Genomic DNA, 26,724 nt, shown 5'->3' on the forward strand with positions numbered 1-26,724 from the left:
ACCACACGAGAGGCACCAGCATGAGACTGACCCACCCCGAACGCGTCATGATCGCCTACGTCTGCGCCGACTGGGCACCCAACTACTTCCACAGCCCCATCCACGGCGGCACGGACGCGGCCGTCCGCTACATCGCAGACCACCACCTTGACGCATTGACCATGAAATACGGCCGCCCCGAAATCTGGGAAGCCGTTGCCGCCCACCTCGACGCCAACCCCGACACACTCACCGCGCCACTCACCACCAGCGCCGAACGCAGCGCCCGCGAAGACGCCCGCAACGCACGCGCCGACGCCTACCTACGCGCCGCACTGCACCACCACCAAGCCGCCGAGCCATACGAAGCGCTCGCGCTCATCGACCGCGCGGAACTGGCCTCGCCCACCTTCAAGGACTTCACCCAGTACCGGCGAGCCGTCCACAAGAAGCTTCCACCCGCAACACCGACCGACCTCACCGGCACCGGCCTGCGCCACCGCGCCACGCTGCCGCTGGCCGGCCCACACCCCGGGCCGCCCGTCAGGTACCACGGCAGCCAGGCCAGGGGATGGGTTTACCCCGGCCACATGGTCATCGAAGGTGACTGGCCCGCCGCCATCCCCGAACACTGCACCGCCACCGACGACGAACTCATGGAATGGGTAGGAGAAGGGACGGTTCTCGTCTGCACCGGATGCGGACTCGACTGGACCTAACCCGCAACGCCGGCCGGTTCGGGCTCTAGCCCGGACCGGCCAGCCCCACCACCTCAGGACAGAGCGCCGCGCGAGACATCACCAGCAGAAGCCGGCCCCGCATTTCCGGGCACCGGGACAGCCGTACGTCGACGACGAGGCACTACCTCGCCCAACTCAGCGATCCGAGCCCGCACCGTGCCTCCATCCGCGCCACGCCGATACGCCCGCACCCGCGCCAGATCCACCCCGGTCAAGTCCGCCGCCAGGGCGTCATCGCGCAGCACCGTCGCCAGCACCACCACAGCCAACCCGTGCGCCGCCGCAGCCGCCCCGACTTCCTGATCCAGCCGCGCGACGACCTCACGCCGACGCCGCTCGGCGTCCTGCACCGTCCCGGCAGCCTGCTCGACCGCCCGCACCGCGCGCAGCTCCAATTCCTGCCGCCGCCGCAGCGCCCGAGTCGCGTCGTTCCCCGTTTTACTCGCCATTCCCCGACCGTAGCGACCACTCCCGGCAGCTCACCAGATCACGCACCACGCCAATTCGGCTATTCGTTCGATGCTGGCCGCAGTTCGACATCTTCCCCACTCGACCGTTCATCCCCGGCCACGCACTCTGTGGCCTGCCTAAACGGCTACCGCCTCGTTTCTCATTCGCTTACGGGGGACACACCCCCTTGCATTCTCCACCGCGCATCGACGAGTTGATCTTCTACGGTCGAGTCATGTTGTCCGTCACGCGCATCTCGCCCGGGGACGGCTACCGCTACGTGATGGAGCAGGTGGCCGCTGGCCGCCATGACCTGCGCCCCCTGGGCGATGGGGGGCCAACGCCCTACTACATCAACCACACGGCGCGGGGGGAGAGCCCCGGCTGGTGGGCCGGCGACGGCGCTGCCGTCCTTGGCGTCGCCGGCTGGGTCAACGAGCGGCAAATGCGGTACCTCATCGGCCAAGGACGTCACCCGAACGCCGGTTACCGGCTCGGGCAGAAATGGCGGATCTACACGCCGATGACCGACGAGTACCGCGAAAAGGCCGTCCAGCGGGCGCTGGCGCACCTGCCCGCCGATGCCACGGTGGAGCAGCGCGACAAGGTATGGCACGACATCATGCACGCGCCCGAGCGGCGTGCCGTGTCCGCATACGACGTCACCGTCTCCCCCGTTAAATCCGTATCGCTGCTGTGGGCGTTCGGCGACGACGCGGTCAAGCACGACGTCGTGGCCGCCCACCACGCCGGGGTGCGATCGCTCCTGGATCACCTCCAGCGCCACGGTGCGTTCGCCCGCGCCGGCGCGGGCGGCGTCCGTCAACTCGACACCGCGGGGCTGGCGGCGCTGGTCTTCGACCACCGGATGAGCCGCGAGCGCGACCCGCAGTTGCACTCGCACGTCGTCGTCTCCAGCAAGGTCCAGACGGTGACCGCGGACGGCGATCCGCAGTGGCTGGCTCTCGACGGCAAGGCCTTCTACCGCGCGACCACCGCCGGCCGTGTCGCGTACGAACGCGCGGTGGAAGTCGAGCTTCACCACCGACTGGGGGTTAGCTTCGCCGCCGCGCGGGATGAGTCCGGGATCCGCGAGATCGTCGGTCTCAGCGACGCGTCGCTGCGCCACTACGGCAAGCGGCGGGGCGCGATCACCGAGGAGATGAACCGCCGCACCGACAAGCAGGCCCCGGCGACACGATCAGTGGCCGCGCAGTGGCGTCGCCGCGCGCAGGACGCGACGTTGCGGACCCGCCAGCCGCACAAGGGCGCCGAGTCCACCCACCAGGCCGTGCAGCGCTGGCAGGCTGAGGATCGGGTTGCACGACTCGACACCGCCAGGCAGGTACGCCTCGTCCTCGATGGCGCCGCCCGTGACGATACAGCCGCCACCGCAAGCCGGATCCTTCGTCGCGCGTCCCGGCTACACCCGCACGGCGTCGACGAGGCAGCGCTCCGCACGGTCGCCGCGCAGCTCGGCGTCCCCGCCACCGACCACGACCGCGTCATCGACGCGGCCGTGCGCACCGACGTGCGCCTCGCTCTCGCTCGCGCCGTCCGCGACCTCGGACGCGAGCGGGCGGTCTTCGGCCGTGAACACCTCGAACTGGCCATCGGTCGAGCCCTCGACATCACCCCCGGCGAGTCACCACAGGCCGACTGGCAACGGGTCCAGAACCTTGCCGGGAAAGCCATGACCGAGGGTCTGGCCGGGCTGCGCGTGCTCACACCGCCAGCCCTCGTGCAATGGGGGCCGAGCCTGCTGCGCGGCAGCGACCGGCACAGCGAATACACCCGGCACCGGGACCTGCAGATGACCACCCACACGGTCCTCGCCGCCGAGAAAGAAGTCCTCACCTACGCCGGCCGCCACGGAGCCATCCCCGCCCCAGCAGCAGCGATCACCTCCGCCACAGCGGCCCTGCGGCTGTCTCCCGAGCAGGAGACCGCGCTGCGCTGGCTCGTCAGCGACGACCGGCGGGTCACCGGCGTTGTCGGGCCCGCCGGCACCGGCAAGACCTACCTGCAACGCGCCGTCGTCGCCGCCGCCCGCGAGACCGGTGTGCCGGTGCTCGGCCTCACCGTCGGACAGTCCGCAGCCCAACTGCTCGCCGACGCCACCGCCGCGCCCGGACAGGTGCTGCGGACAGAGAACATCGCCCGGTGGTTGCACGCCCAACACCGGCCGCCACCCGGCACCACCGCCGCCGAATGGCAGTTCCGACCCTGGCAATGGGTCATCATCGACGAGGCATCGCAGGTGTCCAGTCACGACCTCGCCCGCCTCGTCACCCACCTCGACAAGGTCAACGGCAAACTCATCCTCGTCGGCGACCCCGAACAGATCTCCGCGATCGGGCCCGGCGGACTGTTCCGATACCTCGACAGCCTCGGCACCACCATCCACCTCTCCCAGGTCCGCCGGTTCACCCAACCCTGGGAAGGAGCCGCGTCGCTGCGGCTACGCGGCGGCGACCTCACCGTCCTCGCCGAATACGACCGCAGAGGCCGCCTCATCGGCGGGCACCGCCAGCACCTCATCGGCCAAATGCTCGACCGGTGGGCCGCCGACATGACCACCGAGCACCGCAGCATGATCCTCGTCGAAACCGCCGACGAAGCCGCCGACATCGCCCGCCGCGCCCGCGACATCCTCATCCACGCCGGCCTCGTCCGAGCCGGCCCCGCCGTGCGCCTGCGCGACGGCAACTTGGCCAGCGTCGGCGACATCATCGTCACCCGCCGCAACGACCGGCGCATCAGCGCCGGCAGCACCTACGTCGCCAACCGCGACCAATGGCGCGTCGACGCCATCGCCGGCACCGGACAGGTGCAGGTCACGAATCTACGGACCACCGCGACCGCCGTGCTGCCCGCCGCGTACGCCGCACAGCACGTCCAACTCGCCTACGCCCTCACCGTCGACTCCGTCCAAGGCCAGACTGTGCACACCGCCCGCGCGCTCGTCGACGACAACACCTCCCTGGCCCGCCTCTACGTCATGCTCACCCGCGGAACCACCCTCAACGAGGCGTACGTCGTCACCAACGATGTACGCCGCGAAGGAACCCCACCGCAGCCGCCCACCGCCCGCGTCGCGGTCCTCGCCGACATCATGCGCCGCGCCACACCCGACCGCTCCGCCACCGAAACCGAACAACAACTCTGGGCCGACGTCGACGCACTGCACGCCTGGACACCTATTTACGACGACCTGTCCGCCCGCGCCCGCATCCCCCAATACCTCGCCATCGTCCGGCAGATTAGCGGACGACAGCTGGCCGACCGGCTCGCCCAGGACCTCGCGCTGCCCGCGCTCATCGCCCGCCTCACCACCCTGCGAGAAGCCGGCCACGACCCCACCGACGTGCTACGCCGCGCCATCCGACCCCGCGAAATTGACTCCGCCGACGACATCGCCGCAGTGCTGTCCTGGCGCATCGGCCGCATCATCGGCCGCGCCACCGCCGACCCCACCATTGCCACCACACCAGACCTCGCCGGCACCTACACCGAGCGCATGCCCGCCGACCTCACCGGCGACATAGGAGACGCCCTGCGCCAAGTCGCCGGCATCTGCGACCGCCGCGTCCGCGCCCTGGCCGACCTCGCCGCCGAGGAGCAGCCCGCCTGGGCACGCGCCCTGGGCGACGTCCCCGACGATCCAGCGGGCCGCGACCAGTGGCTAGCCCGCGCCGAGGTTGTCGCCACCTACCGCGACCGGTACCAACTCACCAGCGATCACCCCATCGGAGCCGAACCCTCCACCAGTGACATCGCCCGCTGGAACGCCTGGCACCGCGCCCGCGTCGTCGTCGGCGCCGCCACCCTCGCCGGCCACCTCACCACCACCGACGACCAGGAACTCACACGACTCATCACCGCGCAACACGCCGCCGACGACGCGGCGCCCCCCTACGTCGCCGACCAGCTGCGCGATGCGCACCTCCGCCTTACCGACGTCGAGCAGCGCCACCACGACCTCGCGCTTCTCCTCGCCGCCGTCGACGCAGCCGGCCAGCGCGCCACGGCGCACGTCCAACAACTGCGCCCTCGCTGGTGGCAACGCGGGCCGTCGCGCACCCGGATTCTCGCTGCCCAGCGCGAAAGTCATCAGCGAGTCGACGCTGCCACCGGCCGGGCCGCCGGTCTCCGGGGGAACCTGACCCGCCTGCGCGAGGTCATCGACCAGCGCCAAGCGCGGGTCACGGACCTCGAATCCCGGCACCGCACCTGGAGCCACTGGTACACCAGCGCCCTGCCCACCCGCTACGCCGGGCTCGCCGCCGCAGCCGAACAAGCCCGCCGCACCACGACCCGCCGGACCAACCTGGCCGATGCCGTCGCCACCACCACCGCCCGGGTTCGGGCCATCGACGAAACCCGGCCGCAACCGCACGCCACACCCATCACCGAGAGCTTGCCCCAACACGCCACCGCTGCCCGGGAGCGCACCAAAACCCGCGACCTGGGGACCATCGAGGAAGCGGAGATCGACTAATGGCCACTCACCCCACCGCGTTCGTCGACGAGTCCTGGTTCCAGCAACGCAACTCACCTGGGGCCTACCTGATGGCCACCGTCATCATCGACCAAGACGCCGTTTCCGCCGCTGAGACCGCTGCGACAAACGCCGCCGGCATCCACGACGGCTACCACTCGACCGCGCTCTACCACCGCGGACACGTCGGCACCATCGAAGCGATGCTCGACGTCGTCGCCGAACACGCCGGATGGTCCGTCGTCTCCGCCCAAGTACCCATCAAACCAGGCAACCTGGCCGCCGTACCGAACAACCCACGCCACCTACACGCTCATCTGGAAGGCCAACGCGAGCATGCCCGACAACTCAGCCTGGAGCGGCTCCTGCGCCACCTCAACGGCCAACGAGTCCGCGACGTCTACCTCGAGACGCGGGGCAGTCCCGCAGAGTGGCGCGACGCCCGGGAAACCGGCAGCCGGCTGCCCAGCATCGACCGCAACGACATCCGGGCCTACCGCCGACTCCTCGACCAAGGAGCCATCAGCCACCGCATGCGACTCATCCACGTCGAAGGCCGCAACGATCCCGGACTCTGGATGGCCGACGCCGTCGCATGGTCCGCAGGCCGCGCCATCCGCACCGACGAACCGCAATGGTGGAACCGGATCGCCGACGTCGCCACCATCCTCGAAGCGAACACCGGCACCGAACTTCACCTAAACGCGAGTGGGGCCGCTCCACCAGATGGCGAACGCGACCCCCACAACCTGAGCCAAAGAGCCCAGACCATGTCCTCAGCCGTATTGTACTCCGCCTCGTCAACGGACCACCATGCCGGCGCCATCCTGAACAGCCTTATCACGCAAGCCGAGCACGCAAGGGCACCTGCTGACCAACTGACCCGTGAAGTGCTCGGCTACGTGCAGCAGATCGCCAAGCGCGTCGAACAGCTCAGCGACTCCGTCAACCACATCCTTCCGCGACCAGCCAGCGAATCCGCACGGCCACCCGCTCCCCAAGCCGAGAGCGCCGAACAGAACGATCTCAGCGTGTCGCGCCATCGTGAGATTGACGATTGATTTCAGCCGCTCAAGCCGACCGCCGCGGGGGGGGTCGACTGGCCATGGGTGGCTGCTCGACTGCCGCCGCGAGCATTAACCAGACAAGCGCTCTTAAAGCAAACCTCACAGCCGTTGCAGAGCATCAGCTGCTCGCTGACCATGCCCCACCTCGGGCGGCCTCCAAGTCCAGATGCAGACGACCGCGCCAGAGAGCGCTCGACGGGTCGACGACATCCGAACATTCAACGTAACGAGCGCCAGCCAGCGGCGGAACAAAGCCACCGACTGCCTTGGCATACCGGTCTCCCTCAGGAGTGCGCGACGCAGAGTGCCGCGGCTGGAAGGCCCAATGCTCGGAGGTCGCGGTGTCACACGCAAGAGACCACAGCGAGCGGGCGACACCTAACCTGCGGAAGCTCTCGACTGTGAACACGTCAAGAACGGACCCGGCCGGCAGGCCACCAGGGACGGCAAGCGCAGGCTTCGCTACTGCCGACAGTCGAAGGTGCGCGATCCGCGCCACATCTGCCAAGGCCACGAACCGGACCTCAATCGGGTGTTGTGGGCCGTCGAGGATCTCCGCGGTCAGCACCATGCCCACTCCACCGATCCGCACCCGAGCTTGCGCCTCAAGCCTGCGCCATGGCACGGGCGCTACTGCAAACGAAGGATCCATGCACCGACTTTCGACCAAGGTTTCGACAGTGACCGGCGGTCGGCTGACAGTCGCCGCACGAATGGTGCTAACCGACGCCCGGCGCGCTGACCACACCTCCAACCTGGAAGCGCCCTCGACACGGCTCGCTGAAGGCGGCCACGCTGCGGAGCATGGCCCTTACCCTCGCCTCGCCAGCGGCGACGTCATCGGTTCGCCGCAGCAATTCGGTCAATTCCTTCGCACTCAGATCGCTCTGAGGGCTGCGCGCCAAGTGGTGAAGGCACGCCCTGGTCAACGTAGCTGCAGGGTTGCGGTCCTCGGTGATCTCGGTCCAGCCGGGCTGGACCGGCAGGAGCGTTGCGAACTGGCGCTTCGCTTCCTCCCGGTGCGCCAGGACCTCAGCCACGGCCGCAGAGACACTCGACAGGCCCGTGCCCAACACCGTCTGCAACCTGCGCCGGGTCTCCGGTGCAACGAAGTAGCGGATCGTGCCGACCGTGGCCAATGCACCGACCACGAGCCACGGCCAAGGCACCCGCCGCGCCGTGGCGAAGACCCCATGGAACAAGCCCTCGGCTGCCACACCGAGAAGTGCGTTGAGTGCGCCAATCAGGCCCCCGAGGGGGCCGAGATCACCAACGGCACGAAGCTCGTTCAGCCACTGTGCGTGGGCCAGATGGTCGTGCTGTTCGCCGTACACGGCTCGGAGTGGCGCTCTGTCTCTGCTCAACAGCGCTGCATTGAGCAGGATCGCCAAGGCCGCGGTAGGGACGTCATCGGGGTCGCAGTAGTCGCCGACGTGGGAGGGCTGAGCCAGGATGTCCAGACGCCATTGCTCGACAGCGGTCGTCAACCCATCGGGTACCTGAACACACCGCAACAACGGCGCCACGTCGCCGCGCCAGGCCGCGCGAACCGCATCAGGTTCGAGCCGCTTCTGCGCCGACCACTCCTCAAGGTGCTCCTCGACCTCTTCCACAACGTGTGGCGCGCAGAAGCGCAACACGCCGCTGTTGGCGGCGTTTAGCATGAGCGTGCGGCCCTTGCCGGCGGCCACTCGTAGCAGGTCGTCACGCAGAGCATTGGCATCGACCACGACCGGGAAGACCTCGGGCAGCATGGCCGGTGCGAACCTACCGCGCTCGTCGGGGGTGCTCACATTTGGCACGACGCTCCCCACACCTCGCTTTCAGCCCGCAAGCCGTGTGCGGGCGGGTCGCGTCGCGGTGGACGGCGACTGCGTTGGTGACCGGGCTGCCCTGGACAGCAGCCCTCTCACGAACGCCGCTGGCTAAGATCCTCCGACCGACATCGAGCGCAACTGTTCACCAATAAGACGACGATGCACGGCTGGCACAACGCCATCTCGAAGGTTCTCGACAAGCAGCCGCTCATGGCCGATCACGTGCACCAGAGCCGCTGCAAGTCCTGCCGCCACTGGCTCTACCTCCAGCGCTCGCTGAATGGCGACAGCGTCCTCCGGCCGGCCGCCGTTCGCGGAGATGTGACGAAGCGCGGCGGCGGCGTCGTGCAATAGGTCCGCTTCTTCGCCGGTACACGGATTGGTGAGGATTTCGACTTCGAAGTCTTCCCAACCCCTCGCCGGGTCGGGCTGGAGCACCGCATCCGGGTGCCTCCTAACACCAGAGAGGCCGCGCACGCTGCTGTGCGCGCGGACCTCTTCGACGATCGCCGGAACCAGCTGTTGAAGTGCCGCTGCGGTCTCTCGCGTCGTGGACGTCCCTGCCAGCGAGGCCCGCAGTCCCTCTGCCACTGCCGCGCGCTGGTCGTCGCCGGTGCTGGCGAAGCGCACCAGACATTTGGTGATCGGGGAGAGATCTGGCGGGTTGGGCTCTGTCAGAACCTTCAAGCCGTGTGCGACGAGCCGGTCGCGCCACCTGGGGTAGGAGCGGGCCATGCCGTCGTCGATGATGTCCAGCGCAAGCCGCGGACCGATCGGTACGGCCCGGCCGAGGCGGGAGTCGGCGTCCTTGTCGTCGATGGTCTCGACGAGACGGACCAGGGCGTCGTGTTGATGCGGCTGAGGAGTGGAGAAGAGCTGGCCCGCTGCGAACAGCCAGGTGTTCCGCCAGTACGGGCTGGCGGCCGAGTAGCGGAGGCGTTGTAGGACGTCGTCGAGCAGCCCCGTGGTCAGGTGCATGGCCGCCATGAGCTCTTGCAGGGAGCGGACATCGAAGCCGTAGCCCTCCGTGCCGCGAGGCGCGATCAGGACCAGCCGCTTGGTGGCGGCGTCGAAGATCTTGTCCAGCAGGGGGGCGTCTTTGCCTGAGGGCTTAAACCCGGCTTCGTCGAGGACCTGCCACGCGATTTGCCGCAGCTCGGCTGCCGTAAGGCTGGCGTAGGAGCGGTCGCCCGTCTCGGCGCGCACCTGCAGCTCAAAGCCAACCCGCTCGTGTAGTTGCTGGATCTGCTGGCCGAACTCCTGCAGCATCCTGTGCAACCCACCGGACTTATCACGTTCTCGCCTAAAGACGGCGTCGTAGTAGCCCCGGAAGAGGCTGTAGCGGTCCGGAGCCAGCTGACCGGCGCCATCGATGATGATGGTCAGGATCAGGACTTGCAGCGGGGTCCTCAGCAGGTGTTGCAGCGCCTCGTCGTCCGCGGCCTTGTGCAGGCGTGTGAGCACTCGTTCGATGCGATCGAGGTCCGTGCGAAGGCGGACCTTGGTCGCGAGCTTGCCGTAGCGGACGGCCTCGGGGAGTTCGAGGAAGTCGAGGTCGATCCGCTCGAAGTGCGCGGGTGCGATGTTCTCGGTGTAGCCGACCGGGCGAGTGGTGAGAACAACCAGCACGTCGCAGTTGTCGGCCTCAGCGGTGTTGACGAACTCGGTCACGCGCTCAATCAGGCGCTTGCGCACGGCCGGTTCGGTGACTTCGTCCAAGCCGTCTAGGACGAGCAGCCACGGCCACTTCTGCATCCAGGTCTTCAGCGCCCACGGCTTAACCTCTCCCATGTCGGAGCGGCGCGAAACCTTGTGGGCGATCCACCGAAGCAGGGTCGAGTCGTCGCTGAGTCCTCCTTCCTGGGCGTACAGGGCCAGGTCGACGCGCATCGGCCATCGGCGATTCTTCGGCAGCTCACGGCCGAAGCGCTTCAGGGCTGCCGCAGTGCCCCTGATGACGTCGCGGTGCCCGTCGCTGAGGTCTTCGGCGTGTTCGAGCATGGCCGCTCGGAACACCTGGACGAGGAACTTGGAAATCGTCGTCTTGCCGTTGCCGGGCGCGCCGGTGACGATCAAGTGCCGGGGCGCCTCCTGGGTGGTGACGCCGGGAGCGAGCACATGTTCGGCGCGGTCGAGCACGTACTGCACCACGCTTGCACGCCGCGCGCCAGCGGCGAAGGTGATGGGCAGGTCGATGGCCACCTCGTGGACGGGAATCCCCTGACCGTCACCACTGCCCGCCTCGTCGAAGTAGATGAAACCCTCGCCCATGAGCGTGGTCTTGGCGTGCTCCCGAAGCCCTTCTTCGAGGTCCTTCGGCGGCACGCTGTCGGTGAGCTGTGCCAACGCGGCGAACACGTCGCCGGCGGTGAGGAACCCCGGAAACGCATTGCGGACGCCCGGGTGCACCCTGAGCAAGGCCTGGATCTGGTTGCCGTCCCAGACACGCATCTTCTTGATGCGCTTCAGCCTCGCCAGGCGCGCAATCCGCTCCTCTACGGCTTCGGGATCGACCTCCCGACTGTTATCGGCAAGGCGCTCCAGATAGCGCTTGATGTTCTCGTTGAGAAAGTCATGGCCGCCGACCTGCGGAAACGGCGTGAGCATCACGTTCGTGATGATGATCAGAAAATCGGGAACCGGATTGCGATCGCCGTAGGGGTTGGCCCAGTCATCGAGCTCGCCGCGGACGTGCCCCCACAGCCAGACCGCATTCTCTCTGTGGCTGGCCGACGGGGTCGCCCGGTGCTTCACCTGCAGGACGGTGTACCCCTCCCACACCTCGGCAGGCTGATCCTCCGTCGGCTTCCAGATGAGCGAACCCCGGTGGTACAGGTCCCGTCCGCCGTCCCGGCCTGAGCCCATCACCTGGACAGCCGGTCCGAAGGAAGCGACCGCCAGGCTCGCCGCAAGGTCCTGGAAGCCTGTTGGACCCAGCTTCTCCAAGTCGTCGCTCACATCACACCTTCTCGACCACCCTGTAACCCTGAGCAGGCTGCCTCAGTCCCGGGGGCAGCCTACGCGGGCAGGGCGCCAGGCCAGGCAGCCGGCGCGCTCAGGAAATCCTGCATCTCACGGCCGATGAGAGTCGCCCCGCAGCTGGAGGCCCACTACGACTCGCCGAAGTAGCCCTCCTCCTCGCCGAGCAGCAGCACGACGTCGTTGATGGCCAGGGTCGACGGCGGCGGTGGTCCGTCCCCGTGCTGTCTTTACGCTTGGACATCGAAGCCGTGAAGACCCGCCGCGCTCACGACAAAGATGACGCGCCGGCGCGGCGCGACGGCGCAGTCCCGAATGGTCGACCCGATCCGCATTGCGGCCTGCGTCGACCGCTCCCGGCACCACACGGCCACAGCGTCGTCGCCAACGACGGTGAGCCAGATGCTGTCAGGGCCGATGAGCAACTGCCGAAGACCGCTGGCAATGCAGGTGTCGACCCGGTCAATCCGCTCGCCGGTGGCTGGATCCCAGACCTCGATGATCGGGTCGCGGTGGTTGTAGATGCGGTCGTAGCGGCCAATCGTGGCCATCCAGGTCCCGTCCGGCGCGATTCGCATTTCGCCGACGCCGGATCGGTGAGTTGCGCTCCTCGCACCCACTCCCGCCCGCCGCCGCGACGCCCGCAAAGTCCTCGCCCTTCTGCTCCGCCGGAGTGTTACCGAAAACCCGAACCCCGGTAAGCCCACCCAGCAGTGAAGTTTCCACGGCAAAGGGAGCCGGCAGCGGTGCCAGCTCGTAACCGCATCACAGAGACAACCAGCAACTCCGCGCCTACCCTGTGACAGCAATGGGCACCAGGGAACACCACTACCTCTGATGCCCCAACACCCTGAATCCGTTAACCAGCGCGCTTGCCACACCAAGCCTTTTACAATTGACCCAAACGGACTACTCTGCAGTAGCGTTAGGACTTAGATCGGCTTAGAGGAGCAGTAACGTGGCTCGGCGAATCATTCATAAACTGCTCGACGACCTGACCGGTGGAGACGCCGACGAGACTGTCACGTTTGCCCTTGACGGGGTCCAGTACGAGATCGACCTGTCAGACGCCAACGCCAAGCAGCTGCGTGACGTCCTCGCCCCTTACGTGAGCAAAGGCAGCAAGATCGGCCGGGTAGTCTCGGTCGGCGACGGCCGGCGGGCCGCCCGGGCTGCGGCAGGCGCGAACGGGGGACGACGGGGAGCCAACACCACCGATCCGGAGCAGAACAGAGCGATCCGGGACTGGGCGAAAAAAGCCGGGAAGAACATCTCCGACCGTGGGCGGATCCCGGTAGAAATCGTTGACCAGTATCACGCGCAAGCAGGCCGCTGACCATACACCGTGGCTCCTGCTGGCCTGCGGTCACGTGGACGGCCCGCGATGATCGGCCCCGCTAACCTGTACCGACACGAGCGAGCGGCGTATCCGAGTGACCTGGCTGACGGGCAGTGGGCGGTGGTGGGGCCGTTCCTGCAAGCGTGGAGGGACCGGCATCCGTCGGTGTCGGGGCATCAGGGTCGCTATGAGTTGCGGGAGATCGTGAACGCGATCTTCTACCAGAACCGGACCGGTTGTCAGTGGGCGTACCTGCCGCACGACCTGCCGCCGAAGTCGGCCACGTACTACTACTTCGCTCTGTGGCGCGATGACGGCACCGACCAGGTGATCCACGATCTGCTGCGCTGCCAGGCGCGGGAGAAGGCCGGCCGGGCGGAGGACCCGAACGCGGTGGTGTTGGACACCCAGTCGATCCGGGCCGCCAACCACGTCCCGGCCGCGACGACCGGCAAGGACGCCAGCAAGAAGGTGCCGGGCCGCAAACGGGGCTTGGCGGTTGACGCGTTGGGGTTGATCATCGCGGTGGTGGTCACCGCCGCGTCGGTCACGGACAACGCGATCGGTGTGAAGCTGCTGGACTCCGTCCTGGCGCACACCCCGACGGTGACCAAGGCATGGGTCGACGCCGGGTTCAAAGACGACGTGCAGATTCACGGCGCGGTGAACGGTATCGACGTCGAGCAGGTCAAACGGTCCGACACCACGGCCGGGTTCGTGCCGATCGCCCGCCGGTGGGTGGTGGAGCAGACCAACGGCACCCTGATGCTGCACCGCCGTCTGGTCCGCGACTACGAGAGCCGACCCGCCTCGGCGGTGTCACGCACCTGGTGGGCATCCACGGCGAACCTGGTCCGCCGGCTGACCGGCACCACCACCGCGTCCTGGCGCGACCCAGGCCACCAACGGTGACCCAGCCGACGCTACTGAACCCGCCACGTGACCGCCGGGCAGGTCCTCCGAGACGTCGAGGCCCGCCCATCGCCCGCGACTCCGCCCAGGTCACCGTCCCAAGCACGCCGGTGGTGACCAAAGCAGCGGCCCGTTCCCGAGGACCGTCAACGAGCCCGGGTACCGATCAGAAGTGAGCGCTGGCGGGCCACCCCGAGGCGATCTCCCGCCTCTACGCCCTGCGAGGTTGAAAGGCCCACGCCGTGGCTTGCAAGGCATGCGTTTAATGAGCCCATGGGTTCGACGCTCTTCCTGCTCGCCGCGCCACCCCCCGCCAACCCATACCATGGCCAGCTGGTTACTGGCCTATGGGTCATGGGCCTCGTTGCGGCCGAGCTGCTCGTCCTGGCCGCGCTCCTCTGGCGGTCCGATCGTTCCCGTGCAACGCGCGGCCGTGAGTCTCAGGCTGACCTGGCTCGCTTGGCCGCCAACCGCGGATCACTGGCCGCAGCCCTCGCCATTAGCCTGGCCTGCTGGATCGCGGTCGGTTCGCTTGCCGGCTTGCCAGCCGATGACCCGTTCAGCCGCGCTCTTGGCCGCGCCTACGCCGTCCTAACAGTGCTGCTGGGTGGGGCCGTTGTCGTGACGACAGCGCTCTACCTCGTCGCCAAGCTGAGGGCGCAAAGCACCATCGATCGGCGAGGCTAGCCGGGTGGCTGACCACGCACTGAACTGAAGCAAGCCGCTGATCGGTCCCAGTCCCGGCGCCGCTATGAGCACCGACGGGTCTAGTGCCGTGACCACCAACGTTCACGGTGTTGGCTGACACGCCGTCTGGGCTGTTGGTCGGACGGCGTCGTGGCGGTCAGGCTGTGTCGGTGGCAGATCTTGTACGGGTGCCGCGGGTCAGTGATCAGGGCGCGGCGCGAACCGCCGAGACGAGCCCGCCCACGCCCTCGTCCTGCTGCGGCGGGGTGAGCACCGGACGCCCGTAGGCCTCGCCGCGCTCACGCAGGCTGAAGGTCTCCGCCTTCCAGCCGAGGCCGTCCAGCCAGCCGACCGGGTCCTCCGGCATCTCCCAGACCCACATCGACGCCGCCGATCCCGAAGCGGCATCCCCGCGGAAGCGTTCGACCACACCGCGCGCGCCCAGCGTGAGGCCCATCCTGCTGCCTGCAGCGGACAGCGCGCCGACCCGTTCGAGCAGCGACTCCACCGCGTCCCCGGGTAGATAGATCAGCAGTCCCTCGGCGATCCACATCGTCGGCTGCGCCGGATCGTGCCCGGCCGCGACCAGGGCGCCGGGCCAGTCCTCGCGGAGGTCGACCGGGACGGTGATCCGCTCGCAGCGCGCAACGGCACGCTCGGAACGCAGCACCGAGGCCTTGAATTCGAGCGGTTCAGCCAAGTCGACCTCGAACAACCGCGTACCCGCAGGCCACTCCATCCGGAAGGCCCTGCTGTCCATCCCGGCTCCGAGCAGCACGACCTGCCGGACGCCGGACGCGACCGCACGCTCCAGCAGATCGTCCAGGAACTTCGTCCGGATGACGATCGAGAAGGCCACACCGAGCCAGCGGCGCCGCGCCGCCTCGTCCGCGCGCGGGGGCGGCGGCGCCCCGGGGCCTCTCCCACCGGCCGTCGCGAAGGCCAACGCCAGCGGGTCCCGGAACAGCGGCTGCTCGCGTGCCGTCTCCATTGCCCTCACCCGGGCCACGCCCACGGCCGTGGCCCACACCCCGGACGGCTCGATCGGTCCCGCCGCATGAGTCATGCGTTCAGCCTAGCCAGGCGGCGTGTCACCCAACACCGTGAACGTTCGTGGTCACAGCGCTGGCGCACCAGAGCTCAGCTTGCCTGCTCTGGTTCTCGCAGCGCCGCTCGTGCTCCAGCCGCCGCCAGCGCCGGCATCGCCGCGACGATGGCAAGGGCAGCATGCAGCCCCAACGGCTGCCATAAGGCCGAACACGTCGCCGCGCCCAATGCGCCTCCTACGAAGAACATGAGATTCAGCAAGCCGAGCGCGCCCCCTCGTTGCCGAGGTTCGACGCGAGCCGTGATGGCGGCAGTCAAGCTCGTCTGCGCGATGGCGAAGGCGGCGAAGCCGGCAGTTGTTGCGAACATCAGCGTTGCGGGGCGCTGGTCCGCCGCGGCGAACAGCATGCTGGCACTAAACAACATGGTTGCGGCTACCAATACCCGGCGCCGGGTCAGATCACTCGCTGCGTAGCCGGCAACGCGGGCTACCACTGAAGCCACGATCGCCCCCGGCAAGAGCATCAGTCCGATGCTCCGAGCGCTGTGACCGAAGGGGGTGAGCAGCTGCGGGACGGCGTACACGCAGGCGAACATCCCACCGTAGATGCCAGCGCCGCTCAGACCGGCGAAGAGGAACCGCCGCTGGCTAATCACCTCGGGGATGAAGCCGGCGGGCTGTCGCCCGCGGTGCTGATGGAGAAGGAACGAGAGTACACACGTTCCCGCAATAAGACCGGCAACGGACAGCGGCGTGAAGTGCAACGTGGCGGACTGAATCGTCAGGAGCAGCCCTGCCGCGGTGAGTGCCAACAAGCCTGCACCCATCCAGTCGACCCGTGTCGGCAACGCCTGTCGGGATTGGGCGAGCGGCCAGCACAGAGGGATGGCGGTAAGTGACAGCGCGGGAAGGACGAGAGCTGCTCTCCATGACGCGGTTACGGCCAGTGCCCCGGCAAACGGCGCGGTGGCAGACGACAGGGCCATCGCGGCACCCAACCGGGCCAGCACTGCCGGCCGCTGCGACGGCGGCCGGCCGGCGGCGAGCGTCAGGGCGGTGGCGGTCATGGCTCCCGATCCCATGGCGAGTACGCCTCGGCCTCCTACAGCCACGATAAGAACGGTCGCGAGCGCGCAGATCGTCGCACCTGCCGCCAGCAATACCGCCCCGATGCTGAGTACGCGCCGGGGGCCCCAGATGTCGGTAGCCCGTCCGGCGACGGCGGCGCCGACGCCGAGGCCCAGAGCGTGGATAGTCAGGATCCATACGGCCGTTGCCGGCGCGGAGTGCAGCCCCTTGGCCGCGACGGGCAGGGCGACGGCTGCCGCGCTGACGCCGTAGATCGCCGGCCCGTAGAGGATCCCGAGGCGCCAGCCCACAGTGGTCGCCGAGGCGGCAGTGGGTACGACTGTGGTGGCCATCAGACGGCTCCTTTGCCGGACGCTGGACAGGAGACGGCGACGGTCGCCGGCCAGGGAAGTGCCGACGACCGCCGCCGACCGTCACCGCTCGCTGGCGGGACGGCTTCGGGTGGACGCGGATATCCCGGCACCCGGGTTCACGAGGTCGTACGACCGGCGAGGCTGAACATCCATCACCGCCATCTGCCGTGACGCTGTGGCCGGGCTGGGCCGGGCCGGCTGCGTTCCGGCCGGCAGGCCGCGCGGGGCCGAGTGGCGTCGCCGCCAGATCAGGGCCGCGACAGCAACCGCCGCCGGGAGGACCACCAACGGGCCAGCACATACGGCGACCCCGCCAACGACAGTCGCGCCCACGGCCGCGCCACCGCGGATCAGCGGCGAGCCGAGGAGCCGTACGGCCGAGGCCAGCCCCAGCAGGGTGACCGATGCCACCAAAACTGAGAACACGCGCATGAGCAGGTCCACGTCGACCACTGTCGGTGCGGCCAGCGCCGCGACAGCGACCACGGCCGCGCCGCCTGCCTGGACAGCGAGGCTGCGCCGGGGCACACCATCGGCGCCGGTGACGGCGAACCACCCCGGAAAGGCGCCGTCGCGGCCCAAGGCCGCGCCGGCGCGGGCGGCAGCGGCGATGAAAGTGAAGCACGCGCCGAAGGTCAGCAGCAGCGCACAGAGCGCAGCCGCCGCCGTTGCGCCGACGCCGGCCTGCGGGCCGAGTAGGCGCAGCAGTGGCACCTCGCTCTGACCGCCGGACGCGCCGAGCACGCCGACGGTGCAGATGGCCAGTCCGGCGTAGAGCAGCGCGATGATGCTCAGGCTTCCGGCAGCCACGATCGGCAGCTGACGGCGGGGGTGCGCGAACTCGCCCGCCAGATGAGCGGCGGCTTCCCACCCGCAGATCGCGACGAAGAGCACCGCGGCGGCGCTACCGATACCCGTGACGCCGTGCGGAGCGAACGGTGTGAACCGAGTGGCGTCGATGTGCGGCACCGACACCACGATCACCGTGGCCAGCAGCGCGCAGAGGCCACCGGTGAGCGCCAGATGCAGGCGACCGGACAGGTGCAGTCCGACGAGATTCATCGCGTATGCCGCCGCGAGCATGCCTGCGGCGATCCCCGCCGCCCCGCTCGGCCCGACGCCCAGCACAGTGGCGGCGTACCGGGCGCCCGCCATCGCGCCGGCGACCATGCCCATCGGCACCGCCGTGAAGAACCACCATCCGACAACAGCTCCGGCCGTGGGTCCAAATGCCCGCCGGGTGAAGGTGGCCACCCCACCGGCGTCGGGGTAGCGGATACCGAGGGCGGCGAACGCCGCCGCGATCGGCACCGACACGGCCAGCATGGCGGCCCAGGCCAGCAGCGATGCCGGTCCGGCGGCGTGCATGGCCAGCGCGGGTAGGACGAGGACGCCGGGCCCGAGCACCGCCCCGACGTACAGGGCGGTGCCGCGGGCTACACCGATGCGCCCGTTCACCGGGTCGCGTCCGGCTCGTCGGTGGCGCCGTCCTGACGAGAGCGGGTGGCCAGAGACCGCAGAACCCGGGCCAGGCTGTCTCCCGATGGCATGCCAGGCTCACCGAACAGGCGTGCTTGTTCGGCTTCAACGGGGCCCTGGACGCGGCGGGCCAGGTCCATGCCGGCCTGGGTCGGTCGAAGGACCACCCGCCGCCGGTCATCCTCCTGGAGGTCCCGGCGTACCAGCCCCCGGTCGACGAGCGACACGAGGGCGTTGGTCAGGGTGGCCTTGGCGATGCCAACCTCGGCGGCGGCCGTGCGGGTTTCGACCGCGCGGCGCGCACACACCAGCACCAGCACGTCGTAGGTGGTCCAGGTCAGTCCCTCGTCGCGCAGGACGCCGCGTTCCACCTGGGCGCGCACGGTGTTGGCGGTGCGGACCAGCTGCGCCAGCGGCCCCGGCCGCGGTGGCGGCATCCGAGAGGCGTTGACCGGCGGTCGGTAGATGCCCGCGACTCGACGTGGCCGGCGGTCCGTTGCGGCGCTCATTCCATCCACCTGCGCCGTGCCGGGCGCCGGTTGGGCTTGCGGTTGCGCCGCTGCCCGACTTGCCCGCCGCGGTCCTGCGGCGGCGGCGGTTGCGGCGCCGGCCGGCGCGGACGCTCGATGCCTTCATCCTCGTCGTACATGTCTTCTCCCCCGTGCTGTTTCTGATGACCTACCTGCCGCCTCCGACCAACGCCTCACCCCCTCTTCTCGCCGAGCGGGGCGCCGCGTTGGCGCATGAACTCGACCGGGTTGGTGGAGTTGGAGTTGTCCAGGTCGCACCGCGATCCCGAACACACGCTCTGGTGGGTTTGGAAGTGCAGGTGCGGACCGGACGAGTGGCCGCTGGTGCCGACCAGGCCAAGCGGCTGGCCGGCCTGCACGGTGTCGCCCTCGCTGACGTCGGGCCGGCGGACCATGTGGCAGTAGCGCGTGCCATACCCGTCGGCGTGCACCAGGTCGACGTACCAGCCACACCCCTTGGTGGTGGGGCTGCCGTCGACGTCACAGTTGCCGGTGCTCGAGTCGCAGCCCGCCCACACCACTCGCCCGGTACTGGCCGCGTGGATGACCGTGTTGCGGGCCGCGCCCATGTCGACGCCGGCGTGGAGCCTGCCGTCGCGCGGTCCGTAGCCGCTGCCCACTGCGGCGCGCAGCGGCGCCGTCCACCCTGACGCCGTGACCGTCACTGGATCTGGCGAGCATTCGGCGAGGCTGGCTCCGGGTAGGTCGGCGACGGTCGCGACGCCGACGACGGCAGCGACGACCTGTTCGGCGGCGTGTTCGTACGTGCCGTAGCGGTCGGGGAACGCGGAGACCTGAACGCGTTGCGCGGCGACGGTCAGCGGCAGGCTTTCCCACCGGCCGATGCGCTGCAGCTTCGTGTAGAACTTCGTGGCGGCGTAGACCGGGTCGATGATCTGCGCAGGTGTGCCCCACCCCTGGCTGGGGCGCTGTTGGAACAACCCGAGGGAGTCGCGGTCACCGCCGTTCAGGTTGTGCAGGCTCGACTCGACCATGGCCGTAGCCACGGCGATGACCCACCCGCGGGCCGGCACGCCATTCGCCCGCCCGACGGCAACGATCTGCGCGGCGTTGCCGACCTGTTCGGCGTCCCACCGTCCCACCGCCTCGACGGCCCCGATGGCCGAGCGCAAGGGGCCGGTGGCGGCACACGCCGACGCCGGCGCAGGGTTGTTGAGCACCACCGCCACGGGTAGCCCACACAGCAGCAACGCGGCCACGATCACCACGCCGAGCCCGATCCATCCGCGGTTCACCGCGCCGCAGCCTCCTCGCGGACGCCGAGCGTGGCCACCAGCCACCGGGCGTCGCTGCGCACACAGACCACCCGCAACACCCCGGCGTCGGTGCTGACATCGACGTCGACCCGCTGCGCCGTGGCCGCCGCCGCCCGGCCCGCGCCAGTAACCCGGGCGGCGGGCACGTTGGCCGGCTCCACCGTGGCGAGCAGATCGGCGTAGGCGGGAACGGCGTAGGGACGCACCCCTGCCAACCAGCTTTCGGCGGGCAGGTCAGGGCGGGCCCAGGCCCGCACGAACCTCAGCGCGGTGGTCACCGCCGCCGGATCGGCCGTGCCTGGCGTGGCCGGCAAGACGCCGTCGGGATCCGCAGCCAGCGTCTCGGCCTGCGCCGCACCTTCGGGATGGGGGCCGGTGGCAGGCGTGTTACCACTCGCAGCGGGACCGCTCCCGGCACACGCGCTGAGCAGCAGCGTGGCAGCTCCCGCGATGGTCGCCCTGACGAAACGTGGTGTCACTGCCGCTCCTCGGGCGGGACCGGCTCGGCTGGCGACCGAAGCGCGGCGTTGAGTTGCTGTCCCAGCAGGCGCACCTGGTGGTGGATCTCCACGAGCTGCGGGCGCGCTTGCGGCTGGCCAGCCACGACCTCGACCAGAGCGTCGATGTCGTGGCGCAGCTGCTCCAGGCCGACGCCGATGCGGGCTAGCGGAGCGCTGGCGGTGCGCACGGTGACACTCATTCGTCGACGTCGCGGGTGTAGTCCCCGTCGAGGTGCCCGTCGCTGGCCCAGTCCAGCTCCGTCTCGCGCCGCGTCGTCTCGTCCAACTCTGTCCATTGCTGCCTTTCCTCCTGTTGGTCGTCGCGCCGGTCGTAGCGCGCGTTGTGTATTTCGGCGATGTAGTCCTGGAGCGAGTCGACGCCCTCGCGCAGCCCGAACAAGGCGGCCTCGAAGCGTTGCCAGTCCCAGACGTTGGTGACCTCTGCCGGCTGAGTCATGTCGTCCCTCCTTCTGAGCGCGCCGGCGCCGCATGCTGCCGAGCTTCGATGTCGCCGGTGACGGCCTGTTCGGCGTCGTCGGGCCATGGCGCGGACCAGACGGCGTCGGTGCTGCGGGGTGTGTGGTGCCCGTGCCGACAGCGGGTGCTGTCCCATGCCTGCCACCGGTGCCGGGCCCGGTGCAGCGCCTCATGCCAGCGCAGCGGCGCGTCCGGGTCGGCTTTGCCGGAGTACGCGTGGTGCCAGGACACGCTGAGCGCGGTCAGCTCCTCGACCAGGGCCGGGTGTGCTGGCCAGCACGCGCCGAGGTCCTGGGCGAGGCCGTAGCGGTCGACGAGCCACCGCGTCCAGGCGATCAGCCACGCCCACAGTTGCCGCGCGGCATCGGCGTCCACGTTCCGCCAGTAGTGGCCCGCCGGCGCCCATGCCGCGTCACCGTCGATCGCCTCGACGCGTTCACCGAGCGCGACGTGCGCCTCGGCGAGGCGTTCTACGCTGACACGCAGCGAGTCGATGAGTTCGGCAAGCTCAGCGATCGCCCGCTGCTCTCCCGACGCCTCGGCCGGGACATCGAACAGGAACGCGCGGTCGGTCATCAGCGGCGCCGCCCTTCGAGTCGGGCGGTAAACGCGGCCTGGGCGGACTTGAAACGATCGGCGTCGGGGCGCTCCCACCACGCCGGTTGCACGACTTCGACCGGTGGCATGTTGCCGAGCAACACCAGGGCGTGGCCGGTCGGCAGGGTCCGCAACTCGGCGAGATCGAGCAGGTTCTCCCGTCGAGCGTTCTCCTGCACGCTGGCGCGTCCTCCGCCCCAACTGGCCGCCGACGACAGCTCCTGCACCTGCCCGAGCAGCGACTGCGCGTCCTTGAGGGCCGCCACGTCCTGCGTGCCGCCCATCACGAAGCGGGCGTTCGCGCCGTCGCGCAGGGCTTGCCCACCGTCGCGGCCCCACCGCTCCTCCAATTGGTGGGTGTTCTGGCAAGAGATCGACAAGGCGATACCAGCGCCCCCGCCCTCAGAGGCCAGTGCGGGCAGCGACGGCAACGGCGCGATGTTCGTGATTTCGTCGCCGATCAGGTACAGGCAGGGCTCTACCCGTCCGCCCGGTGCGACGAAGGAGCGTTGCAGGGTGCGGTAGATGATGTCCTCGGCGATCGCGCTGAACAGCGGCGCGACCAGCGACTGCCCGCTGCGGGTGCCGACCAGATAAAGGGTGCCGGTCTCATCCAGCCACTGCTCGGGCTGGAACTGCTCGCCGCGCGGTGGGGAGCAGGCGCGCAAGATCCGGGCGTTGCTGAATGGATCCAGGGCTCCGAAGACGACCGACTGAATACTCTCGCGGCCACGGCCAGTGGACTCGCGGTGGAATGCCAACCGGTCGGCCCACGCCGTTTGCTGGTGATGGCGCAGGATCCGCTCGGCCCGCGGGTCGCTGGGGTTGGCCGCCCAACTGGCTACGTCGGTCAGGGTGGCCTTTTCATCAAGAGCGGCGGCGTGCAGCAGACCGCGGATGATCGATGCCGCCTGATCCTGGAAGTATTGACCGTTCTCTACATCACCCTTGAGGCCGGCACCGGCGGCGAAGCCCTTCGCGCGCAGCGCCGCGATGTCGGGATCGTGCGCCCCCTCGATCGGCGACCACCGCAGCCGGGGCAGTCCAGGTACCTGCTCCTGCGGTTCGAAGATCCATGTCGGACCAACCTCGGCGCGCAGGTAGTAGGTGACCGCCGCGACGTCGAGGCGGGTGGAGGTGGAGATCACTGCCCCTCGGGCGTCGGCGACCCGGGGCACGATGTAGCGCGACGTCTTGTTGGCGAACCGGGCGGCTCCGGCGAGGAGCTCGGTGTACTCGTTGGCGAGGTACAGCGGCTCCCCGGTTAGCGCGTGGTGCCCCAGGAACCGCGCCACCTCCAACGGGTCCTGACGGCGCTGGGCCTTTGCGTGCGCGCTCTCGGGGCGGTCGGTCGCTCGAATGGTCAGGCCAGGCCGAAGGATGTCGACGCGCCGAAGCACCGCCGACGCGGTCACCACCCGGTCAAGGTCCTTTCGGCCGGCGAACCCTCGCCGCTGCACCCGCCGCTGTACGAGCCGGACCGCCGGCATGCCAAGGCCAGCGAAGGCTCCAATGAACAGGCCGAACCACAGCACGTACAGCAGCGCGGTCGGGGGCAGGTCCGCCCGGGCCGCAGTGGGCCATGCCGCCGCCGGGTCGCCGCCGTTGAGGATCATCCGCCCGGCAATGCCGGGCGCGTCCGTCGGCGAGGTGTTCGGCCACGCGGCGTGGGTGAGCACGCCACCGACCTGCCCGGCCAGCCACAGAGTGAAGGTGCCCAGCAGCGTGCAGAACACGGCAATGCCCAGCAGAACCAGCCGGGCCAGGATGTCGGCGCGGGGCATGCCGCGGCGCGGCAGCCGGCTTCCGGGGGACATCAGCGAGCCGGCCATCAGCGCACCTGCCCCACCGCGGCGGACTCCCGCGCCTCGTACTCGGAGTCGGTCAGCTCCCGCGGTTCGTTCTCGGGGTTGTCGCGCATCCGGCTGTCGGTGTCGACCATGGCCTGCTCGACGCTGGAGAGCTGGTGCTTGACGACGTAGGAGCGCAGCCCGACCTTCCACAACCCGACACCACGGCGCAGGTGCAGCAGCAGATCTGTCTCCACATCGGTGGTGCCCAAGAATTCGCGGGCGGCGTCCAGCGAGCCCGGCGCCTGCCGGTAGGAGACCCGCACACCGGTGTCCTCGATGAGGCCCCGGGCGATGCGGACCTGCTCGGAGTCGGCGCTGCCACTGGCTGCTAAGTCCGAAAATCGGTGAAACGCCAGGATGTTCTCCGTGCCCAGCGCCCGGGCCAGCTTCATCTGCTCGCGCATCCGCCGTATCAGGCCGAGGTGACGGGTGATCAGCGCGAACTCGTCGTACAGGCACACCCTCGGTGGGGCGTCGGGGCGGGTGAGTTCCGCCTCCAGCCACGACTGGGCGCAGGTCATCGCCATCGCCGTCATCTGATCGGAGGTCCGCACCGCCCGCAGGTCGAGGATCGCCCCCGGCTGTTCGAAGTCCACCGTCAGCGTCGCAGCAGTCGGTGCGTCGAAGATTCCGCCGAGGACGCCGGTGATCAGCCGCTCTAGCGCGAGGCGGACCCGACGGCTATCGACGGCGAACTGGTCGATGTCGTAGTTCACTCCGGCAAGGCGGTGCGCCCATGCCTGCGGGTCACCCATCGCCGCGAGGACCAGCGACAGGGTCGGAGTGGCCAGCCGTTCGGCGCTGGTGCCGTCGTCGCTGTGGGTCACGGCGTCGAGGGCGTATTCGATCAGCGAGCGCTCTGCCTCGCTGAGGGCGCCGCCGAGTTGGATCTCTAGCAGCCCTTCGAGCAGCAGCAGCCGGCGGGCCCGTTGGATCTGCAGCCACTCCGGCTCGCCCTGCCCCGGCTGGCGGCGGATGCCCGCGAGGGGGTTCATCACGACACCCGCGCCGGGGCCGACGCGCACCGGCTGGATCCCGGCAGCGTCGGCGAGGGCGTCGTACTCGCCCTTGACGTCGACGACGAAGAATCGGGTGCCGAACGGGATCCCCCGGAATGCGATGCTCTTGAGCAGCGACGACTTCGCCGAGCCGATCTCGCCGGTGACCACCATGTTCGGTGCGCTAAGCAGCCCTGCCCGGTACAACTCCCGCATCGAGAACACGAACCCCGTCCGGGAGTACACCTCCTGACCGATGAGTGGTCCGTCCACCCCGAGGCCGGGGTCGGCGACGAACGGGTACACGCTGCACAGCTGCGCGCTGGTGGTCACCAGCGGCGGTAGCCGCAGCCGCCAGAACGCCCGCCCGGCGGCCCGGCCCAGCGCACCGCGCCCGTCAACCGGCGGTGCGCCCAGCAGCCGCTCCGATGTTCGGCGCAGAGCGCGCTGCTCGCGTTCCAGTTCAGCCTGCGCCGCCGCGAGATCCCGCCGGTCCGCGGACTGTGCGATGCGGTGCGCGAGCGATCCTTCTCGTTGCACCCGTGCGCGGCTCACGCGAACCATCCCCGCATTGGCTTGAGCCCGCGGGCCAAGGGAAGCGCCCCGGCGATGAAGCCCTGATCCTGTTCGCCGTAGAGCACCACCGCCTGGCAGCCGGTGCGGCCCAGCACCCGTTTGATCGCCCGCACGTCATGGCGGAGTTGTTCTTCGCTGTCGGCGGTGACGGTGACGAGGATCGCGTAGCGGTAGCGCACGTGCCCGGCCGCCTGCTCCCGGTCGACCTGCTCCACCGAGCGGGCCTCCTCGTCCTCCCGGGCGGTGCGAACCAAGCGCATCTTGCGTTTGGTGATCTCGTCGCCGGCGCGGGCGACCTTGTCCCGGCGGGTCGCCAATTGGGCGAGCTGCGCCGGTACCGGCTCGGCGATGACCGTGACCGCGCGTCGACCGACGGTGCGGGTGAACAGGGCGGTCATCCACGTCATCGCGACCGGTTGACGCGGCATCTCGTAGACCCACAGGCTCTGGGAGAACCCGGAGTCGTGGCGGTAGGACGACCAGCCGATATTCTCGGCGGCAATCGGCCCGGCCATGTGCGGTGCCACTCCAGGCGTGGCCGAAGCCCGCATGTCCACGTGCGGCTGGTCCTCGGGGTCGAACTGGGTGCGCAGCACCGCCGCGTACTCCCGGGGCGTCAACCAGCCGACGGTGTCGACGCCGGCCTCCGCGACCGCGGCCTGCACCCCGCCGATCTTGTCGAGCACGACGGTGGCGATGGCCGCGTCGGTGCCGCCCGCGTCGGTGATCTCCGCCGATAGCTTCTTGGTGTCGAACACGACGCTGAGGTACACCTCGTGGCGCTGCGTCGACGGCGCCGCCGCGGCGGTCAGTTCCGCCAGCGATCGGTACGCGCGAGTGTCGGTGTCGACCGCTTTCTGCACCAGGTAGCGCTGCGCCCGGTTACCGGAGTCCGGAACCGCACGGGCCGTCAGCGCCCACCTGGCCAGACCACTGTCGGCGTACTCGGTGCCCAGCAGGTTTAGCACGTCCGCCCACGCGGCCAGGCGCTGCTGTTGCACCGACGTGTCGGCCAGGACCAGGTTGCTGCCCGCGCAGAGCAGGGCGGCAGTGACGGTGCCCTCACGGCGGTGGTGCAGTAGCCCCACCTCGGTCAATCCGTCGGCGGCCACCGCCGGCAGCCAGCGGTAGCCGGCGGCAGGACCGGGCAGATGCAGATGCGTGCTGCCCGGGGTGGCGGCGAAGGCACCACCACGGTAGCGATCCTGACGGGCGGCGCGCTGCGCCAGCGCCCCGGCGACGATGGGCGCCCACTCGGTGACCCGCCGCCCGCGTAGCCGCAGCAGGCCTACCGTGAGCAGGAGCAGCGCCGCGAGCAGCATGCCACCGGCAGCGCCCTGCCGGCCGGTCGCGAGCAGGTTCGCGGCGACGACTAGGCAGATCACGCCGGCGACAGCCGTGCCGATCTGCCCTGCCGAGAAGCCCATGATCGAGCCACGCGTGGACCGCGGCGGAAACTGGAACTGGGTCACCTGG

General features: G+C 69.4%; 23 protein-coding genes. 7 read left to right on the top strand and 16 right to left on the bottom strand.

Features of this window, described 5'->3' with window-relative positions:
* Positions 1–47 precede the first annotated feature (47 nt).
* Entirely contained in the window at positions 48–698 is a 651-nt protein-coding gene (locus MED01_RS33675) for a hypothetical protein (protein WP_238672506.1), read from the top strand.
* A 53-nt stretch (positions 699–751) separates the two neighbouring features.
* On the opposite strand, the gene MED01_RS33680 is transcribed toward MED01_RS33675, so the two are convergent.
* On the bottom strand, positions 752–1,168 hold the full coding sequence (locus tag MED01_RS33680; protein ID WP_238672508.1) for a hypothetical protein: 417 nt from the start codon (positions 1,166–1,168) through the stop codon (positions 752–754).
* A gap of 236 nt (positions 1,169–1,404) precedes the next feature.
* On the opposite strand from MED01_RS33680, the gene mobF reads away from it, so the two are divergent.
* Together mobF and MED01_RS33690 are read left to right on the top strand one after the other, a co-directional pair.
* A complete protein-coding gene (gene mobF / locus MED01_RS33685; RefSeq protein ID WP_238672510.1) occupies positions 1,405–5,670 on the top strand; it encodes a MobF family relaxase in 4,266 nt (1,421 codons plus the stop codon).
* Positions 5,670–6,731 carry a hypothetical protein gene (locus MED01_RS33690; protein ID WP_238672512.1) on the top strand — a complete coding sequence of 354 codons (1,062 nt, stop codon included), beginning with the start codon at positions 5,670–5,672 and terminating at the stop codon, positions 6,729–6,731. The genes mobF and MED01_RS33690 overlap by 1 nt, the downstream gene beginning before the upstream one ends.
* 725 nt (positions 6,732–7,456) lie before the next feature.
* Here MED01_RS33690 and MED01_RS33695 read toward each other — a convergent pair.
* From MED01_RS33695 to MED01_RS33705, 3 genes are all read right to left on the bottom strand, one after another.
* The gene (locus MED01_RS33695; RefSeq protein WP_238672513.1) at positions 7,457–8,491 is read right to left on the bottom strand and encodes a PIN domain-containing protein; all 1,035 of its coding nucleotides are present in this window, start codon (positions 8,489–8,491) and stop codon (positions 7,457–7,459) included.
* A 171-nt stretch (positions 8,492–8,662) separates the two neighbouring features.
* Positions 8,663–11,512: an NACHT domain-containing protein gene (locus MED01_RS33700; protein ID WP_238672514.1), complete on the bottom strand. Its 2,850-nt coding sequence runs from the start codon at positions 11,510–11,512 to the stop codon at positions 8,663–8,665.
* A gap of 251 nt (positions 11,513–11,763) precedes the next feature.
* The gene (locus tag MED01_RS33705; protein WP_238672515.1) at positions 11,764–12,084 is read right to left on the bottom strand and encodes a hypothetical protein; all 321 of its coding nucleotides are present in this window, start codon (positions 12,082–12,084) and stop codon (positions 11,764–11,766) included.
* 407 nt (positions 12,085–12,491) lie between these two features.
* On the opposite strand from MED01_RS33705, the gene MED01_RS33710 reads away from it, so the two are divergent.
* The 3 genes from MED01_RS33710 to MED01_RS33720 all read left to right on the top strand — a co-directional run bounded on the left by MED01_RS33710 (position 12,492) and on the right by MED01_RS33720 (position 14,471).
* A complete protein-coding gene (locus MED01_RS33710) occupies positions 12,492–12,869 on the top strand; it encodes a histone-like nucleoid-structuring protein Lsr2 (RefSeq protein ID WP_238672516.1) in 378 nt (125 codons plus the stop codon).
* 48 nt (positions 12,870–12,917) lie between these two features.
* Positions 12,918–13,784 (top strand): IS5 family transposase, encoded by an 867-nt coding sequence (locus MED01_RS33715; protein ID WP_238672517.1) that lies wholly within the window; start codon positions 12,918–12,920, stop codon positions 13,782–13,784.
* Between the two features lie 273 nt (positions 13,785–14,057).
* Entirely contained in the window at positions 14,058–14,471 is a 414-nt protein-coding gene (locus tag MED01_RS33720; protein WP_238672518.1) for a hypothetical protein, read from the top strand.
* Positions 14,472–14,676: 205 nt separating this feature from the next.
* Here the strand turns inward: MED01_RS33720 and MED01_RS33725 are convergent, their stop codons facing one another.
* From MED01_RS33725 to MED01_RS33755, 7 genes are all read right to left on the bottom strand, one after another.
* Positions 14,677–15,537 carry a class I SAM-dependent methyltransferase gene (locus tag MED01_RS33725; RefSeq protein WP_274526652.1) on the bottom strand — a complete coding sequence of 287 codons (861 nt, stop codon included), beginning with the start codon at positions 15,535–15,537 and terminating at the stop codon, positions 14,677–14,679.
* Between the two features lie 74 nt (positions 15,538–15,611).
* A complete protein-coding gene (locus tag MED01_RS33730; RefSeq protein ID WP_238672523.1) occupies positions 15,612–16,940 on the bottom strand; it encodes an MFS transporter in 1,329 nt (442 codons plus the stop codon).
* 81 nt (positions 16,941–17,021) lie between these two features.
* The gene (locus MED01_RS33735) at positions 17,022–18,419 is read right to left on the bottom strand and encodes an APC family permease (protein WP_238672524.1); all 1,398 of its coding nucleotides are present in this window, start codon (positions 18,417–18,419) and stop codon (positions 17,022–17,024) included.
* Complete coding sequence (locus MED01_RS33740; protein ID WP_238672525.1) at positions 18,416–18,949, bottom strand: MarR family winged helix-turn-helix transcriptional regulator; 534 nt, start codon at positions 18,947–18,949, stop codon at positions 18,416–18,418. Before MED01_RS33740 ends, MED01_RS33735 begins: the two co-directional genes overlap by 4 nt.
* The gene (locus MED01_RS33745; protein ID WP_238672526.1) at positions 18,946–19,089 is read right to left on the bottom strand and encodes a hypothetical protein; all 144 of its coding nucleotides are present in this window, start codon (positions 19,087–19,089) and stop codon (positions 18,946–18,948) included. Before MED01_RS33745 ends, MED01_RS33740 begins: the two co-directional genes overlap by 4 nt.
* Positions 19,090–19,143: 54 nt before the next feature.
* Positions 19,144–20,226 carry a M23 family metallopeptidase gene (locus MED01_RS33750; RefSeq protein WP_238672527.1) on the bottom strand — a complete coding sequence of 361 codons (1,083 nt, stop codon included), beginning with the start codon at positions 20,224–20,226 and terminating at the stop codon, positions 19,144–19,146.
* Positions 20,223–20,726 carry a hypothetical protein gene (locus MED01_RS33755; protein ID WP_238672528.1) on the bottom strand — a complete coding sequence of 168 codons (504 nt, stop codon included), beginning with the start codon at positions 20,724–20,726 and terminating at the stop codon, positions 20,223–20,225. The genes MED01_RS33750 and MED01_RS33755 overlap by 4 nt, the downstream gene beginning before the upstream one ends.
* On the opposite strand from MED01_RS33755, the gene MED01_RS33760 reads away from it, so the two are divergent.
* Positions 20,720–20,914 (top strand): hypothetical protein, encoded by a 195-nt coding sequence (locus tag MED01_RS33760; RefSeq protein WP_238672529.1) that lies wholly within the window; start codon positions 20,720–20,722, stop codon positions 20,912–20,914. The genes MED01_RS33755 and MED01_RS33760 overlap by 7 nt on opposite strands.
* A gap of 29 nt (positions 20,915–20,943) precedes the next feature.
* Here MED01_RS33760 and MED01_RS33765 read toward each other — a convergent pair whose 3' ends face one another.
* From MED01_RS33765 to MED01_RS33785, 5 genes are read right to left on the bottom strand one after another with little or no spacing between them, the layout of a single operon-like run.
* Positions 20,944–21,204, bottom strand: a complete 261-nt coding sequence (locus MED01_RS33765; RefSeq protein WP_238672530.1) for a hypothetical protein — start codon at positions 21,202–21,204, stop codon at positions 20,944–20,946.
* Positions 21,201–21,800: a hypothetical protein gene (locus tag MED01_RS33770; protein ID WP_238672532.1), complete on the bottom strand. Its 600-nt coding sequence runs from the start codon at positions 21,798–21,800 to the stop codon at positions 21,201–21,203. Before MED01_RS33770 ends, MED01_RS33765 begins: the two co-directional genes overlap by 4 nt.
* Positions 21,800–23,653, bottom strand: coding sequence for a type IV secretory system conjugative DNA transfer family protein (locus tag MED01_RS33775; protein WP_238672533.1), 1,854 nt, complete (start codon positions 23,651–23,653; stop codon positions 21,800–21,802). Before MED01_RS33775 ends, MED01_RS33770 begins: the two co-directional genes overlap by 1 nt.
* Positions 23,653–25,227: a putative type IV secretion/conjugal transfer ATPase gene (locus MED01_RS33780; protein WP_238672535.1), complete on the bottom strand. Its 1,575-nt coding sequence runs from the start codon at positions 25,225–25,227 to the stop codon at positions 23,653–23,655. Before MED01_RS33780 ends, MED01_RS33775 begins: the two co-directional genes overlap by 1 nt.
* Positions 25,224–26,720: an SCO6880 family protein gene (locus MED01_RS33785; RefSeq protein WP_238672537.1), complete on the bottom strand. Its 1,497-nt coding sequence runs from the start codon at positions 26,718–26,720 to the stop codon at positions 25,224–25,226. Before MED01_RS33785 ends, MED01_RS33780 begins: the two co-directional genes overlap by 4 nt.
* Positions 26,721–26,724 lie beyond the last annotated feature (4 nt).

This window comes from Micromonospora alfalfae, assembly GCF_022230925.1.
Classification (GTDB): domain Bacteria; phylum Actinomycetota; class Actinomycetes; order Mycobacteriales; family Micromonosporaceae; genus Micromonospora; species Micromonospora alfalfae.

Excerpts from the sequence above, each read along its gene's own strand:
- MED01_RS33745 (WP_238672526.1), bottom strand. The coding sequence starts at position 19,089 with ATGTACGACGAGGATGAAGGCATCGAGCGTCCGCGCCGGCCGGCGCCG.
- MED01_RS33765 (WP_238672530.1), bottom strand. The coding sequence starts at position 21,204 with ATGACTCAGCCGGCAGAGGTCACCAACGTCTGGGACTGGCAACGCTTC.
- MED01_RS33715 (WP_238672517.1), top strand. The coding sequence starts at position 12,918 with ATGATCGGCCCCGCTAACCTGTACCGACACGAGCGAGCGGCGTATCCG.
- MED01_RS33675 (WP_238672506.1), top strand. The coding sequence starts at position 48 with ATGATCGCCTACGTCTGCGCCGACTGGGCACCCAACTACTTCCACAGC.
- MED01_RS33725 (WP_274526652.1), bottom strand. The coding sequence starts at position 15,537 with ATGACTCATGCGGCGGGACCGATCGAGCCGTCCGGGGTGTGGGCCACG.
- MED01_RS33775 (WP_238672533.1), bottom strand. The coding sequence starts at position 23,653 with ATGGCCGGCTCGCTGATGTCCCCCGGAAGCCGGCTGCCGCGCCGCGGC.
- mobF (WP_238672510.1), top strand. The coding sequence starts at position 1,405 with ATGTTGTCCGTCACGCGCATCTCGCCCGGGGACGGCTACCGCTACGTG.
- MED01_RS33690 (WP_238672512.1), top strand. The coding sequence starts at position 5,670 with ATGGCCACTCACCCCACCGCGTTCGTCGACGAGTCCTGGTTCCAGCAA.
- MED01_RS33680 (WP_238672508.1), bottom strand. The coding sequence starts at position 1,168 with ATGGCGAGTAAAACGGGGAACGACGCGACTCGGGCGCTGCGGCGGCGG.
- MED01_RS33740 (WP_238672525.1), bottom strand. The coding sequence starts at position 18,949 with ATGAGCGCCGCAACGGACCGCCGGCCACGTCGAGTCGCGGGCATCTAC.
- MED01_RS33770 (WP_238672532.1), bottom strand. The coding sequence starts at position 21,800 with ATGACCGACCGCGCGTTCCTGTTCGATGTCCCGGCCGAGGCGTCGGGA.
- MED01_RS33720 (WP_238672518.1), top strand. The coding sequence starts at position 14,058 with ATGGGTTCGACGCTCTTCCTGCTCGCCGCGCCACCCCCCGCCAACCCA.
- MED01_RS33730 (WP_238672523.1), bottom strand. The coding sequence starts at position 16,940 with ATGGCCACCACAGTCGTACCCACTGCCGCCTCGGCGACCACTGTGGGC.
- MED01_RS33705 (WP_238672515.1), bottom strand. The coding sequence starts at position 12,084 with ATGGCCACGATTGGCCGCTACGACCGCATCTACAACCACCGCGACCCG.
- MED01_RS33695 (WP_238672513.1), bottom strand. The coding sequence starts at position 8,491 with ATGCTGCCCGAGGTCTTCCCGGTCGTGGTCGATGCCAATGCTCTGCGT.